Consider the following 14554-nt stretch of genomic DNA (forward strand, 5'->3'; position numbering starts at 1 on the left):
GGGACAAACACCCCCAGATACACCATCTTCCTGAGTAAAACATCACAACCCGTGCCGCTGCGTGCCTTTAGCGTGAGGCCCTAGCATCTGGGCATGACGGTCCTGCCTGACGACGGGCTTTCGCTGGCCGCCGAGTTCCCTGACGCGACCCATGAGCAGTGGCAACGCCTCGTGGAGGGCGTACTGCGCAAGTCGGGCAAGGAAGCCTCGGGCGACGACGCTGAGAAAGCACTGTCCACGACGTTGGAGAACGGGCTCAGTACCCGGCCTCTCTACACCCCGAGGGACGCGGTGGCCGACACCGGGTTCCCCGGCTTCGCGCCCTTCGTGCGGGGCGGGCGCGCCGAAGGCGTGGCACCCGACGGGTGGGACGTGCGGCAGCGGCACGCCGGGAGCGACCCGGCACGGGTCAACGAGGCGGTGCTCGCCGACCTGGAGAACGGGGTCACCTCGCTGTGGCTCGCCGTGGGCCGGGGCGGCATCCCCGTCGACGGGCTCGGGCGGGCGCTGGACGGGGTGTACCTGGACCTCGCGCCGATCGTCCTCGACGCCGGTGACGCGTACGGGGCGGCCGGTCGGGCGCTGTGGGAGCTGTACGGCGAGTGCGGGGTGCGGCCCACCGAGGCCCGGGCGGTGTTGGGCGCCGATCCGCTGGGGCACGAGGCCCGCACCGGTCGGGAGCTCGCCACCGACGACGCGGTCGAGCTGGCCCGGGACGCGGTCGCGCACTGGCCGGGCGTGCGGGCCCTGACCGTGGATGCGCTGCCGTACCACGAGGCCGGCGGCTCGGCGGCCGAGGAGCTGGGCCTCTCGCTGGCGACCGGGGTCGCGTACCTGCGGCTGCTCACGGACGCCGGGCTGACCGCGGAACAGGCGTGCGGGCAACTGGAGTTCCGGTACGCGGCGAGCGCCGACCAGTTCCTGACGATCGCCAAGTTCCGGGCCGCGCGGCGGCTGTGGGCCCGGGTCGCCGAGGTGTCGGGCGTGCCGGGCGCCGCCGGGGCGCAGCGGCAGCACGCGGTGACGTCGTCGGTGATGATGACCCGGCGCGACCCGTGGGTGAACATGCTGCGGACGACGCTCGCCTGTCTGGGGGCCGGGGTCGGCGGGGCGGACGCCGTGACGGTGACGCCGTTCGACGAGGCGATCGGGCTGCCGGACGCGTTCGCGCGGCGCATCGCCCGGAACACGTCGACGATCCTGTTGGAGGAGTCGCATCTGGCGCGGGTGATCGACCCGGCGGGCGGCTCCTGGTACGTGGAGCGGTTGACCGATGAACTCGCCCATCTGGGCTGGGAGTTCTTCCGGACGGTGGAGCGCGCGGGCGGGCTGGGCGCGGCACTGCGGTCCGGGTTCGTCGCCGAGCGGCTGGCCGGGACCTGGGCGGTGCGCTCCCGGCGGCTCGCCACCCGGCGGGAGCCGGTGACGGGCGTCAGTGAGTTCCCGCTGCTGGCGGAGCGGACCGTGGAGCGACAGGCGCATCCCGCGCCGCCGTCCGGGGGGCTGCCGCGGGTGCGCAGGGACGAGGCGTACGAGGTGCTGCGGGCCCGTTCGGACGCGCACCTGGCGGCGACGGGCGCCCGGCCGAAGGTGTTCCTCGCGGCGCTGGGTCCGGCCGCCGCGCACACCGCGCGGGTCACCTTCGCGGCGAACCTCTTCCAGGCCGGCGGGATCGAGCCGGTGCACGATCCGGTGACGGTGGACGCGGAGTCGGTCGGCGCCGCGTTCGCCGCGAGCGGGGCCTCGCTCGCCTGTCTGTGTTCCAGTGACGCGCGCTACGAGGAGGAGGCGCCGGCGGTGGCCGCCGCCCTCCGGACCGCGGGGGCCGGGCGGGTGCTCCTCGCGGGTCGCCCGGGCGACCACCCGGGCGTGGACGGTCACGTCTTCGCCGGCTGTGACGCGGTGGCCACCTTGACCTCCGTCCTCGACTTCCTGGGAGTGTCGTGATGACGATCCCCGACTTCACCGGCATCGACCTGACCGGCGGGCCCGGCTCGGGCTCCGAGGAGCAGTGGCGGACGGCGGTGAAGGAGTCCACCGGCAAGGACGAGGGCGACCTGCGGTGGGAGACGCCGGAGGGCATCCCGGTGCAGCCGCTGTACACCGGGCGGGACCTGGAGGGCCTCGACTTCCTGGGCACCTACCCGGGCGTCGCCCCGTACCTGCGGGGCCCGTACCCGACGATGTACGTCAACCAGCCGTGGACGATCCGGCAGTACGCGGGGTTCTCGACGGCGGAGGAGTCCAACGCGTTCTACCGGCGCAACCTCGCCGCCGGGCAGAAGGGCCTGTCGGTCGCGTTCGACCTGCCGACGCACCGGGGGTACGACAGCGACCACCCCCGGGTCACGGGTGACGTGGGGATGGCCGGGGTCGCCATCGACTCGATCTACGACATGCGGCAGTTGTTCGACGGCATCCCGTTGGACCGGATGACCGTGTCGATGACGATGAACGGCGCGGTGCTGCCGGTGCTGGCGCTGTACATCGTGGCCGCCGAGGAGCAGGGCGTACCGCCCGAGAAGCTGGCCGGGACCATCCAGAACGACATCCTCAAGGAGTTCATGGTCCGCAACACGTACATCTATCCGCCGAAGCCGTCGATGCGGATCATCTCCGACATCTTCGCGTTCACCTCGCGGCGGATGCCCCGCTACAACTCGATCTCCATCTCCGGGTACCACATACAGGAGGCCGGCGCGACGGCCGACCTGGAGTTGGCGTACACCCTGGCGGACGGGGTCGAGTACCTGCGGGCGGGCCGCGGGGCGGGCCTGGACGTGGACGCGTTCGCGCCCCGGTTGTCGTTCTTCTGGGCGATCGGCATGAACTTCTTCATGGAGATCGCCAAGCTGCGGGCGGCCCGGCTGCTGTGGGCCCGGCTGGTGCGGGAGTTCGGCCCCGAGAATCCCAAGTCGCTTTCGTTGCGCACCCATTCGCAGACCTCCGGCTGGTCGCTGACCGCGCAGGACGTGTTCAACAACGTGACGCGCACCTGTGTGGAGGCGATGGCGGCGACCCAGGGGCACACCCAGTCGCTGCACACCAACGCGCTGGACGAGGCGTTGGCGCTGCCGACGGACTTCTCCGCGCGGATCGCCCGCAACACGCAGTTGCTGATCCAGCAGGAGTCGGGCACCACCCGGGTCATCGACCCGTGGGGCGGCAGTGCGTACGTGGAGAAGTTGACGTACGACCTGGCGCGTCGGACGTGGGCGCACATCCAGGAGGTCGAGGCGGCGGGCGGCATGGCCCAGGCCATCGACGCGGGCATCCCGAAGCTGCGGGTCGAGGAGGCGGCGGCCCGCACCCAGGCGCGGATCGACTCGGGGCGGCAGCCGGTGATCGGCGTCAACAAGTACCGGGTGGAGACCGACGAGCAGATCGAGGTGCTGAAGGTCGACAACTCCTCGGTGCGGGAACGGCAGATCGACCAGTTGCGTCGGCTGCGCGCGGAGCGGGACGAGGCGGTGTGTCAGGACGCGCTGCGCGCCCTCACCCACGCCGCCGGACGGACCCCCGGCCCGGATCTGGAGGGCAATCTGCTGGCCCTGGCGGTGGACGCGGCCCGGGCGAAGGCGACGGTCGGGGAGATCTCGGACGCGTTGGAGAAGGTGTACGGGCGGCACGCGGGTCAGATCCGTACGATTTCCGGTGTGTACCGCACCGAAGCAGGTCAGTCGCCGTCCGTGGAACGCACCCGGGCCCTGGTGGGTTCCTTCGAGGAGGCCGAGGGGCGCCGGCCGCGCATCCTGGTCGCCAAGATGGGCCAGGACGGCCACGACCGGGGGCAGAAGGTGATCGCGACGGCGTTCGCGGACCTCGGCTTCGACGTCGACGTGGGCCCGCTGTTCCAGACCCCGGCGGAGGTCGCCCGGCAGGCCGTCGAGGCGGACGTGCACATCGTCGGGGTGTCGTCGCTGGCCGCGGGGCACCTCACGCTCGTCCCGGCGCTGCGGGAGGAGCTGGCGCGCGAGGGCCGCGAGGACATCATGATCGTGGTCGGTGGGGTGATCCCGCCGCAGGACGTCCCGGCGCTCCACGAGGCGGGTGCGACGGCGGTGTTCCCGCCCGGCACGGTCATCCCGGATGCGGCCTACGACCTGGTGGACCGGCTGGCGGAGCAGCTCGGGCACGAGTCCGGGGAAGCGGTGAGTCGGTAGTCCATGGTGAGGACGATCGATCTCGACGACTACGTACGGGGCGTGCGCGAGGGCCGGCGGGCGTCCGTGGCGCGGGCGATCACGCTGGTGGAGTCGACCCGGGCCGACCACCGGGCACGCGCCCAGGAGCTGCTGACCGCGCTGCTGCCGTACGCGGGGCGGGCCCGGCGGGTCGGCATCAGCGGGGTCCCGGGCGTCGGCAAGTCCACGTTCATCGATGCGCTGGGGACGATGCTGACGGGGCTGGGGCACCGGGTCGCGGTGCTCGCGGTCGACCCCTCGTCCACCCGGACGGGCGGCTCGATCCTCGGGGACAAGACGCGGATGGAGCGGCTGTCGGTGGACCCGGCGGCGTTCGTGCGCCCCTCCCCCACCGCGGGCACGCTCGGCGGGGTGGCCAAGGCCACCCGGGAGTCCATCGTGGTGATGGAGGCCGCCGGGTACGACGTGGTGTTGGTGGAGACGGTGGGCGTCGGGCAGTCGGAGACGGCCGTCGCGAACATGGTGGACACGTTCCTGCTGCTGTCGCTGGCGCGGACCGGGGACCAGTTGCAGGGCATCAAGAAGGGCGTCCTGGAGCTGGCGGACGTGATCGCCGTGAACAAGGCGGACGGCCCGCACGAGCGGGACGCGCGGGCCGCGGCCCGTGAACTGGCGGGTGCGCTGCGGCTGTTGCAGTCGCCGGACGCGGCGTGGTCGGCCCCGGTGTTGAGTTGCAGTGCCCGGGAGGGCACCGGTCTGGACACCGTGTGGGAGCGGGTGGAGGCGCACCGCGCGCTGCTCGACTCCACGGGGGCGCTGGCCGCCAAGCGTCGGGAGCAGCAGGTCGACTGGACCTGGTCGATGGTCCACGACGAGGTGTTGGGGAGGTTGCGCACCGATCCCGCGGTACGGGCACTGGCACCGGGCCTGGAGCAGCAGGTGCGCCGCGGGGAGCTGACCGCGACGCTGGCCGCGGAGCGCATCCTGGAGGCGCTGCGGGGCGGGGAGCCCACCGGGTAGGCGCTGCGGGGCGGTCGCCCACCGGGCCGGCGGCTGCCGCGCCCGGGCGGTCACTCCCCGTGCGGTACGGGACGGGCGCCCGTTACCCCGCTGGCGGGCTCTTACTCCTGTGCGCGGCGACCCGGTCGGTCTTTCACCCGTTCGGCGGTACTCCGTTCGCCACCGGCGGCCGGGCGTCACACGCTCGGGGCACCGGGCCCTCGGTGGTCCCCCGGTCGGGGACCACCGCTCAGCGCCGAGGGCCGCGCTTCGAGGGGAGAACCCCATGAGCAGCACCACACCTCCGCCGGCGGGCACCCCGGGGACCGGCGGGACACCCCCGCAGCACCGGAAGTCCTCCGGTGCCGACTGGGTCACCGGAGGGACCGTCTTCGCCGGGGTCCTGATGCTGGTCTCCGGCGTGCTGGCGGTCCTGAACGGCATCGCGGCGGTCGCCGAGGACGATGTGTACGCCCGCGTCGGCGACTACGTGTTCGAGTTCAGCCTGACCACCTGGGGCTGGATCCACATCGTCCTCGGCGTGCTCGTGGCGGTGGTGGGCTACGGCATCCTCAAGGGCGCCGACTGGGCCCGTGCGGTGGGCGTCGGGTTGGCCGCGCTGAGCATCGTCCTCAACTTCATCTGGCTTCCCTACCAGCCGTTGTGGGCGCTGATCAGCATCGCCATCGGCGTCTTCGTGATCTGGGCGCTGTGCAGCACTCCGCGGCAGGAGGACGGTCTCCTCTGACGGTTCCCGCAGGACGGTCCGTGCGGGGCGGTCGCCCCGCACGGACCGCTGCCGGGCACGGGCTCAGTCCTCGCGCACCCAGGGCCGCAGCTTCTCCGGGTTGCGGACCGCCCAGATCCGGTCGATCCGTCCGTCACGGACGTCGAACGCGGCCACGGTCACGACGACGCCGGCCCGTCGGGCGACCAGGCCGGGCACCCCGTTGACCGACCGCTCCAGGAGTTCGAGCCCCGGCGCCCGGTCGGCGATGGCGACCAGGTACGCCGCGATGCGCGCGCCGCCTTCGACCGGGCGCAGCGCGGTGCCGACCAGGCCGCCGCCGTCGGCGGTCATCACGGCGGCCGGGTCGAGCAGGCCGACGAGGGTCGCGATGTCCTTGGCCTGCCACGCCTCCTTGACGTGTCTCACCACGGCGGCCCGGCCGGTCGCCGGCACCGGAGTGCGCACCGCGCCCACCCGCCGTCGGGCGGAGGCCGCCAACTGCTTGCAGGCCGCGGGGGTCCGGTCGAGGACGTCGGCGATCTCGGCGAACGGGTACCGGAAGACGTCGTGCAGGACGAACGCCACCCGCTCGGCGGGCGTCATCGACTCCAGGACGACGAGGAAGGCCATGGTCACCGACTCGTCCAGGACGATCCGGTCGGCGGGGTCCTCGGGGCCGGTGGGGGCGGCGGCGCCCGCACGGTCCGCCCCGGTGGTGCGGTCGGGGAGCGGTTCGGGCAGCCAGGCGCCGACGTAACGTTCCCGGCGGGCCCGCGCCGAGCCGAGCAGGTCCAGACAGATGCGGCTGGTCACCGTCGTCAACCAGGCGCCGGGGGAACGGATCTCCGCCCGCCGGCTGCGCGGCAGCGCGTACCAGCGCGCGTAGGCGTCCTGTACGGCGTCCTCGGCCTCGGTCAACGAACCGAGCAACCGGTAGGCGACGTTGATCAGTCGGCCTCGTTCGTCGACCGTCCCGTCCCTGCCGGCCTCGCCCCTCCCCATGCTCCCGGTCGCCCCCTCGCCTTACCTTTCGCAGGCCCGCGTCGTCGGACTGGTGAGACCTTATCGATCTACTGCCCGAGGGCGGACAAGGGGACTTCGACATGGCGACCCAGCTGACGGCGCACGCACGGCGCAGGCCCTCGTTCCTCCGGGTCGCGATCGCCGTGCAGACCTTGACCGTCTTCCTCCAGGCGGTCTCCGCGGGACTGCTGCTGACCTCGTCCTACGGGGAGGTGCTGCACGACGTCGGAGCCCGGGTGATGTACGGGGCGTCGATGCTGTACGTGCTCGCCGCGGTGCTGGCGTGGAAGCGGGGCGGCGGCTCGCCCCGGGCCGTCTGGCACGCGTCCGGCTTCCTGGTGCTCGCCTCGGTCCAGGTCGCGGTCGGCATCGCGCACGTCCCGTCGGTCCACTTCCCCCTGGGCGTCCTGATGTTCGGCCTGAGCCTGCTGGCGCTGGCCCGTCCGCAACGGTGACGCTCCGGGGGACGTCCCCCGGGGGTTGATTACGATACGGGTCGACCCGTATCGTAAATGCCATGAGTTCCTCTCCGTCCCCCCGGGGACGTCCCAGGGATGCCCGCTCGCACGAGGCGATCGTCCGCGCGGCCACCGAGCTGGTGAGCGAGGTCGGTTACGCGGCGACCTCGATCGGGGCGGTGGCCGCCCGCGCCGGCGTCGGCAAGGACACGGTCTACCGGCGGTGGCGGGGCAAGCCGGACCTGGTCTACGAGGCCGTGTTCACGACCACCGACCGCGCTCCGGCCCCCGACACCGGAACGCTGACCGGAGACCTGACCGCGCTGGTGCAGGCACTGGTCGACGAATTCGGCGCACCCGGCGCCGCAGCGGCGCTCCCGGGGCTGCTCGCCGACTTCGCCGCCGACCCGGGGCTCAGGGCGCGCATCCGCGGCGACTTCCTCGCCCCGGCGAAGGAGCGGCTGTCGATCGTCTTCGAGCGGGCCGCGGCCCGCGGGGAGATCGCGGACGACACCCCCGTGGACCTGGTCCTGGACATGCTGGCCGGGGCCGTGTTCTTCCACGTCGGCCTGGTCGGACAGGAGCCCGACCGGGCGCTGGCCGGCCGGCTGGCCGCCGTCACGGCCGGCGGGATCGAGGTCCGGTGAACGGCTGGTTCCTCACTGCGGGCGTCACCGCGGCCGGCGTGGCCGTCACGCACATCACCGCGGGCCACCGGGACGTGGTGCGCCCCCTGCTGTCCGGCGGACTCGCCGACGAACCCCGGGGCGTGCTGCACGCCGTGTGGCACATGGTGAGCGTCGACCTGGTGCTCTCGGTGGCCGCCCTGGTCTACCTCGCCCTGGCGGACGACACGTCGACGACCCGACTGGCGGCCTGGTTCGTGGCTGCGCACTTCCTCGCGTACGCGGTCGCCTTCCTGGTCGTCACGCTGTCGGTCGGCTGGCCGAAGCCGCTGCTCAGGCTGCCGCAGTGGATGCTGCTCTTGCCGGTCGGCGTCCTGACGGTGGCGGGCGCCGCCTAACGGAGGACCGCGGGGTCCGGTGGGTCACACGCCGGGCTCCGCCGCGATGACGCCGGCCGCGATCGACGCCTCCAACGCCGAGTGGTCGGCCGCGTTCTGGGTCGCGTACCGCAGCGCGAAGTCGGCGACGGCCCGATCGAAGGTGTCGCCCGCGCCCAGGTAGGCGGCGAGGGCGATCCGGTCCCCGGACCGGGCGTGGGAGCGGGCCAGGGCGACACCGCACAGACCGGCGTAGCGCACCAGTTGACCTGCGGACAGCGCGGCGAGGTCGACCGAGCCCTTCATGTCCCGGAGCTGGCGCCAGTAGTAGGCCCGGCCGTGCGAACCGGTCATCCAGCCGAGGAAGATGTCGCTCGCGGCCTGCGTCAACCGCTGGCCGGCGACCACGCGGCGACCGGGGTGGTCGTAGACGCCGTTCGGCAGGTGCTCCTCCAGGACGGACGGCGCCGCCTCCTTGATCTGGAGGAACAGCGGGTCGCCGTCGTCGCGCCCGGTGAGCAGCACGATGAAGCAGCGGGTGCCGACGCTGCCGACCCCGACGACCTTGCGGGCGGCGTCCACGAAGCGGTACCGGTCCAGGAGGGCGCGGCGTTCCTCGGTGAGGGTGGAGCGGTAGTCGCTGAAGGCCTTGCGCAGCTCGGTCAGGTCCGGCCCGCCCACCCGCTCGACCAGCGGCGGATCGTCGACGATCCGCCGGCGGCCGTCGACCACCTCGGTGAGCTTGCCGAGGGCCTGGAGGCTGGTGCGGCGGCGGGCCCGGGCGAAGGTCGCCCGGGCCTGTCCCCGGCTGCCGGGGCGGATCAGCCGGACGATGCCGGCGGCGTCGATGTGCGTGTACCAGACGTCCAGTTCGCCGAGGTCCGCGAGCTTGCGGATCATCAGGCGGTACCGGGTGACGCTCTCCCGCGCGGCGCGGTGGGCGGGCCCCTTGCCGAGGCCGTTGTCCCGGGCGGCGACGGCGGCGCTGACGGCGAGGCGCTTGACGTCCCACTCGAACGGGCCGGGGAACGTCTCGTCGAAGTCGTTCACGTCGAAGAGCTGGATGCGTTCCGGTGAGGCGTACAGCCCGAAGTTCATCAGGTGGGCGTCGCCGCAGAGTTGGACGGTGAGCCCGGTGTTGTCCGTGGCGGCGAGGTCGGCCGCCATGATCGCGGCGCTGCCCCGGAGGAACGCGAAGGGGGACAGGACCATCCTGCCGTAGCGGACGGGGAGCAGTTCCGGTACCCGGTCGGCGCCCTGGCGTTCCAGTACGGCCACCGGGTCGGGGCGGCCGACGGCCGGGATCCACATGCCGTGGGCGCTGCGCGGGACCCGTTTGCGGGCGCGGCGGCCCCGGGTCGCGCGGGCGCGGGGCGTCCGGTCGGCCGGGGGTCCGGCGGGGGTGCTCACGGCGCCCGCCGCGCAGGGGCGGTGGGCGTCCTGGGGGTCCTCGGCATGGGCAGCCTCCCGGGGGTACGCCGCGTGGTGTCCCCAGTGAACGGGACCCCGCGACGGGCCGCACCGCCGGTACGGCATCCGGGTGAGCCCCCGCGGGGCGGGAGCCGGGGGCGGGACGGGTGGACGGGTGGGGGCGGGGGAACCGCCGGAACCGGCTCCCCCGCCCGCGGTCAGCGGCTGTAGCGCATGAACGCCCGGACCATGTGGCACGTGGTGTCCGACGGCGGGTGGATGCCGACGCGCTCGGCGGTGGACCGGATCGTGCGGTTGGGCGCCTGGCTCGGGACGTACACGCCCGCGTCGAGCAGGGCGATGGCCAGGCGCATGGCCTTGAGCCGTCGGTTGTGGGTGACGTACCACTCGCGCGGGCGTCCGGCGGGCAGCGCCTGCTTCCGCAGCGGGGTGCACGGGAGGCCGATCGGCAGGGTCTGGTGCGTGAGTGCGGCAGTGGGCACGGACATCCTCCTGTCGCCGTCGGGGGCTCCTCGCGAACCCCCGTGAACTGCTTCCATTTTACCGCCCACCACTGACAAAAGCCCCTGCTCAGCCCGGATGCGATGGCCCGTCAGACCGCAGCGGCAAGGGCGGCCACCCGTCGACGATCCGGGGGGCGCCAGCCGGGTTCGATTACCACGCCCGGGAAGCACTTCGGCCGGCGGGACGCAGAAACCGGCCCCCGCGACGTGTGGCGTTCGTTACCCCGGGGTTTCGCCGCCCCCATTGAGCAACCACCCCCACTTGATTCGTACCTGTCACCGCAAGCCGCACGGCCGCCCGGCTCCCGGGACACCGCGCCGGCCCGGGAGCCGGAGCACCGCGCGGGTCCACGACACCAGCGGAGGACGGCATGGACGGACAGAGCCCACAGGACACCGGAAGGGACGCCGTACGGCTCCTGCGGGAGGCCTCGGCCGCGCTGACCGCGCTGCACGCGCGGTTCGCCGCCCGGCACGGCATGCACCCCACCGACGTACGGGCCCTCGCCTGGCTCCTGGACGCCCGACGGGCCGGTACGCCCGTGACGGCGGGGCTGCTCGGGTCCCGGCTCGGGCTGAACTCCGCGGGGACCACCGCCCTCATCGACCGGCTGGAACACCTCGGGCACGTCAGACGGGTCCCGGACCGCCAGGACCGCCGACGGGTGCTGATCGACCTGGAACAGCGGGCCGCCACCCTCGCCGCGACCGTGCACGCCCCCCTGCTCGACCGGTCCGCGGAGCTGGCCAAGGAGTACGACGACCACCAGCTCGACGCCGTGCAACAGTTCCTCACCGCGGTGCTGGCCGCGGCACGGGGAACAGCCGGGTAACACGGGGTTCACCTACGGGCAACCGTCGGGTAATCGCGTCTTGACACCGTCGGTCACGCACCGCGCCCCCGCGGCACCCGCACCTACCGCGCAGTCCTGACGCCCCAAGGATGTGTCCCGTGACGTTCAAGGCCGAGTACATCTGGATCGACGGCACCGAGCCGACGGCCAAGCTCCGTTCGAAGACGAAGATCATGCCGGGCTCCGCCGCGGGCCTCGCCGAGCTGCCGCTGTGGGGCTTCGACGGATCGAGCACCAACCAGGCCGAGGGCCGCTCCTCGGACTGCGTGCTGCGGCCCGTGTTCGTCTGCCCGGACCCGATCCGCGGCGGCGACGACGTCCTGGTGCTGTGCGAGGTCCTCAACACCGACCTGACCGCCCACCCGTCCAACACCCGGGCGGAGCTGGCCGAGGTCGCCGAGCGGTTCGCGGCGCAGGAGCCGATCTTCGGCATCGAGCAGGAGTACACCTTCTTCGCGGGGGAGCGCCCGCTCGGCTTCCCCGTCGGCGGCTTCCCCGCGCCGCAGGGCGGCTACTACTGCGGCGTCGGCGCGGACGAGATCCACGGCCGTCCCGTCGTGGAGGCGCACCTGGAGAACTGTCTCAAGGCGGGCCTCGGGATCTCCGGCATCAACGCCGAGGTGATGCCCGGCCAGTGGGAGTTCCAGGTCGGGCCGCTGGCCCCGCTGGAGGTCTCGGACCAGCTGTGGGTGGCCCGCTGGCTGCTCTACCGCACGGCGGAGGACTTCGACGTGTCGGCCACCCTCGACCCGAAGCCGGTCAAGGGCGACTGGAACGGTGCGGGCGCGCACACCAACTTCTCGACCCGGGCGATGCGCGAGGGCTACGACCCGATCATCACCGCGTGCGAGTCGCTGGGTGAGGGGTCCAAGCCGCTGGACCACGTCAAGAACTACGGGGCGGGCATCGACGACCGGCTGACCGGCCTGCACGAGACGGCCCCCTGGAACGAGTACTCGTACGGGGTCTCCGACCGCGGCGCGTCCGTCCGCATCCCGTGGCAGGTCAAGGACGAGGGCAAGGGCTACATCGAGGACCGGCGCCCCAACGCGAACGTGGACCCGTACGTCGTCACGCGCCTGCTGGTCGACACCTGCTGCGCCGCGCTGGAGAAGGCCGGGCAGGTCTGATCCCGCGCCACCCGTCACGCTCCCCCGGGGCGCCCGCCGCGACCGGTGGGCGCCCCGCCCGCGTGGGGCGACCGTGCGTCACGGGTGCGGCCTCCCGGGCCCGGTGTCAGTGGGCCATGGCACCTTGGGCCACGGGTGGGGGCGGACCGTCGGGTCCGGCGACCCGGGGCCGTCCGGTACGGCGGCCCGCGGAACCCGAAGGCCGAAGGGAGCGCCATGACGGACGCGAGCGGGGCAGGAGCGGAGGCGCTCGACCGGAGTGCGCCGGGGGACGGGTCGCGACCGGCCGCCGGTGACCCGCTCGCCGTCCGGGTCAGGACGGAGGGCGACGCGAGCCATCTGCGCCCCTCCGCCGCGCTGCTGCGCGACCTGGTGGAGCGGATCGGCGGGGCGGACGACCACTTCCTCGTCGTGCAACGGGTGCCCGACCTCCCGGACGTGTTCCTCCAGGTCTGGCACGCCGAGGGGGAGGAGTACCGCGTGGAACACCGGTCGAGCCGGGCGGTGTTCCTGGGTACGGACCTCCCGGCCGACGACCGTGACCGGGTCGTCGCGGCGGTCGTCGACTGGTCGCTCGGGGCGGACGGCTGGGACCACGGCATCACGTGGGAGCCGGTGGACGCGGACCCGCCGGTCGACGAGCCGCAGCTGCCCGAGGAGCTGCGCGGCGCCGTGGAGGAGCGGGTGCGGACGCTGATCCGCTGCGGGTACCTCGACCGCGGGGCGCTCGCGGAGGTGGCCGAGGAACACCTGATCGGCTCGGCCCGGGCGGCGCGCGCCGGGTTCGGGCCCGGGCGGCGGCCGGTGTCCCCGGGACAGGCGCGGGAGTTGGTGGACCGGCTGTGGCTGGCGCGGGTCGCGGAGAGCGCCGACTGGTCGGGGACCACGGACCCCGAGCGGGTGACGGAGGCGTTCGCGGCGTTGGAACGCAGGGGGATCACGGCCCGTGAGGACTTCGCCTGTTGCGCCGGTTGCGGGCGCTCCGACATCGACGGCGAGGCCGGTCCGGGCGCCCGGGGATACGTGTTCTTCCACCGCGGGGCGACCGGGTCCGCAGTCGCCGGGCAGGGGCTGGCGCTCGTGTACGGCGGGTTCGACGGCACCGGCACGACCGCGGTGGCGGTGGCCCGTGAGGTGGTCGCGGCGCTGGCGAACGCCGGGCTGTCCACGGAATGGGACGGTGAACCGGACAGCAGTGTCCTCGTGACCCCCGTCAACTGGAGAAAGCGCCTGGTCGGTTGAGGTGAGGGTGCCGGAAACACGCCAAGGGAGGCGTCCATCAGGTGAGAGAGCGTTCCTGACGGGCACCCCCTTCTGGTTCAATGGCGCCATGGCCAGCGACCAGAACACAACGACGGGATGCCCCGACGTGTACGCACTGGAGCCCTTCTGGCCGTCCCGACAGCACCACGACTTCGATCGGGTGTGTCGCCGCGCAAGGAACGCGCAGGCCCTCTAAAGCCGTTCACCCCGGCCTTCGGCCAGCGCGCACGACGTACGTCCTCGACGGGACGGGTCCACCGGCCCGTCGCCCTCGACTCAATCGACGGCATCTCGCGCGAAAGAGCTGACCCCTCATGGCGAACACCCGTTCCTTCCCGGCGAACACCCCCCGCTCGGGCGCTGCCTATCCACAGGGGACCTCGTATCCCCCCTCCTCCTCCGCCGCCGCCTACTCGACGGCCACCGCCGCGGCCTACGGCCAGCCGCTCGGCGGCGCGGTCAGCCGTTCCGGCGCCACCGGTTCCCCCGCCCGGCGCGGGTTGCGCGCCGTGGACCGGGACGAAGTCGTCGACGTGACGGACTTCCTGCCACCGGGGGCCACCTGGCTGCCCGCCCCCCAGCACACCCTGCCCTCGATCCCCGGGCAGCCCCCGATGATCGGGTACCTGGTCCTGGTCCCCGCCGACCAGCAGCGGCTGCTGCCCGTGCCCCCGGCGTCCGGGGAGGAGTCCGTCGAGGGCGACGAACTGGTGCGGGTGGACACCGTACGGCGGACCGCCCAGGTGCACGGGCGGGAACTCGACCTCACCTACCTGGAGTTCGAACTCCTGGCCCACCTCGTGGCCCACCCCGGGCGGGTGCACACCCGGGACCAGCTGGTCACCACCGTGTGGGGGTACGGGCACGTGGGCGACGGCCGGACCGTCGACGTCCATGTGGCCCGGCTGCGCCGCAAGTTGGGGGCGGAGCACCGGCAGGCGATCCAGACCGTGCGCAGGGTGGGCTACAAGTACGTGCCGCCGTCCGCCCCGTGAGGTGATCCCGCGCCGTGCGG

At 73.3% G+C, this 14554-nt stretch carries 14 protein-coding genes; 11 read left to right on the plus strand and 3 right to left on the minus strand.

The features are described from left to right. Nucleotides 1-93: 93 nt before the first annotated feature. The 4 genes from mutA (at nucleotide 94) to ACFWIA_RS04500 (ending at nucleotide 5892) form a co-directional block, all read left to right on the plus strand. On the plus strand, nucleotides 94-1947 hold the full coding sequence (gene mutA / locus ACFWIA_RS04485) for a methylmalonyl-CoA mutase small subunit (RefSeq protein ID WP_387000295.1): 1854 nt from the start codon (nucleotides 94-96) through the stop codon (nucleotides 1945-1947). After that, nucleotides 1947-4163 (plus strand): methylmalonyl-CoA mutase, encoded by a 2217-nt coding sequence (gene scpA, locus ACFWIA_RS04490; RefSeq protein WP_387000298.1) that lies wholly within the window; start codon nucleotides 1947-1949, stop codon nucleotides 4161-4163. The genes mutA and scpA overlap by 1 nt, the downstream gene beginning before the upstream one ends. A gap of 3 nt (nucleotides 4164-4166) precedes the next feature. Next, nucleotides 4167-5165, plus strand: a complete 999-nt coding sequence (gene meaB, locus ACFWIA_RS04495; protein WP_387000301.1) for a methylmalonyl Co-A mutase-associated GTPase MeaB — start codon at nucleotides 4167-4169, stop codon at nucleotides 5163-5165. A gap of 265 nt (nucleotides 5166-5430) precedes the next feature. Then, on the plus strand, nucleotides 5431-5892 hold the full coding sequence (locus ACFWIA_RS04500; RefSeq protein ID WP_387000303.1) for a hypothetical protein: 462 nt from the start codon (nucleotides 5431-5433) through the stop codon (nucleotides 5890-5892). Nucleotides 5893-5955: 63 nt separating this feature from the next. On the opposite strand, the gene sigJ is transcribed toward ACFWIA_RS04500, so the two are convergent. Further along, the gene (gene sigJ, locus ACFWIA_RS04505) at nucleotides 5956-6876 is read right to left on the minus strand and encodes an RNA polymerase sigma factor SigJ (RefSeq protein WP_387000305.1); all 921 of its coding nucleotides are present in this window, start codon (nucleotides 6874-6876) and stop codon (nucleotides 5956-5958) included. 101 nt (nucleotides 6877-6977) lie between these two features. Between sigJ and ACFWIA_RS04510 the strand changes: the two genes are divergently transcribed. The 3 genes from ACFWIA_RS04510 to ACFWIA_RS04520 all read left to right on the plus strand — a co-directional run bounded on the left by ACFWIA_RS04510 (nucleotide 6978) and on the right by ACFWIA_RS04520 (nucleotide 8379). Then, the gene (locus tag ACFWIA_RS04510) at nucleotides 6978-7352 is read left to right on the plus strand and encodes a hypothetical protein (RefSeq protein ID WP_387000307.1); all 375 of its coding nucleotides are present in this window, start codon (nucleotides 6978-6980) and stop codon (nucleotides 7350-7352) included. Between the two features lie 62 nt (nucleotides 7353-7414). Then, nucleotides 7415-8002 (plus strand): TetR/AcrR family transcriptional regulator, encoded by a 588-nt coding sequence (locus ACFWIA_RS04515; RefSeq protein WP_387000309.1) that lies wholly within the window; start codon nucleotides 7415-7417, stop codon nucleotides 8000-8002. Beyond that, nucleotides 7999-8379, plus strand: coding sequence for a hypothetical protein (locus ACFWIA_RS04520; RefSeq protein ID WP_387000311.1), 381 nt, complete (start codon nucleotides 7999-8001; stop codon nucleotides 8377-8379). Before ACFWIA_RS04515 ends, ACFWIA_RS04520 begins: the two co-directional genes overlap by 4 nt. A 24-nt stretch (nucleotides 8380-8403) precedes the next feature. Here the strand turns inward: ACFWIA_RS04520 and ACFWIA_RS04525 are convergent, their stop codons facing one another. Both ACFWIA_RS04525 and ACFWIA_RS04530 read right to left on the minus strand, forming a co-directional pair. Then, nucleotides 8404-9768 (minus strand): DUF2252 domain-containing protein, encoded by a 1365-nt coding sequence (locus tag ACFWIA_RS04525; protein WP_387000313.1) that lies wholly within the window; start codon nucleotides 9766-9768, stop codon nucleotides 8404-8406. Between the two features lie 218 nt (nucleotides 9769-9986). Next, on the minus strand, nucleotides 9987-10277 hold the full coding sequence (locus tag ACFWIA_RS04530; protein ID WP_387000315.1) for a hypothetical protein: 291 nt from the start codon (nucleotides 10275-10277) through the stop codon (nucleotides 9987-9989). A 386-nt stretch (nucleotides 10278-10663) separates the two neighbouring features. Here ACFWIA_RS04530 and ACFWIA_RS04535 point away from each other — a divergent pair, with 386 nt between their 5' ends. The 4 genes from ACFWIA_RS04535 (at nucleotide 10664) to ACFWIA_RS04550 (ending at nucleotide 14534) form a co-directional block, all read left to right on the plus strand. Next, entirely contained in the window at nucleotides 10664-11125 is a 462-nt protein-coding gene (locus ACFWIA_RS04535) for a MarR family winged helix-turn-helix transcriptional regulator (protein WP_387000317.1), read from the plus strand. A 119-nt stretch (nucleotides 11126-11244) separates the two neighbouring features. Next, a complete protein-coding gene (gene glnII / locus ACFWIA_RS04540) occupies nucleotides 11245-12276 on the plus strand; it encodes a glutamine synthetase (RefSeq protein ID WP_387000319.1) in 1032 nt (343 codons plus the stop codon). 216 nt (nucleotides 12277-12492) lie between these two features. Further along, nucleotides 12493-13518: a DUF6891 domain-containing protein gene (locus ACFWIA_RS04545; protein WP_387000321.1), complete on the plus strand. Its 1026-nt coding sequence runs from the start codon at nucleotides 12493-12495 to the stop codon at nucleotides 13516-13518. Between the two features lie 335 nt (nucleotides 13519-13853). Continuing rightward, the gene (locus ACFWIA_RS04550; protein ID WP_387000323.1) at nucleotides 13854-14534 is read left to right on the plus strand and encodes a winged helix-turn-helix domain-containing protein; all 681 of its coding nucleotides are present in this window, start codon (nucleotides 13854-13856) and stop codon (nucleotides 14532-14534) included. The last annotated feature ends 20 nt before the right edge of the window (nucleotides 14535-14554 follow it).

The sequence above is a fragment of the Streptomyces sp. NPDC127068 genome (genome assembly GCF_042724695.1).
GTDB lineage: Bacteria > Actinomycetota > Actinomycetes > Streptomycetales > Streptomycetaceae > Streptomyces.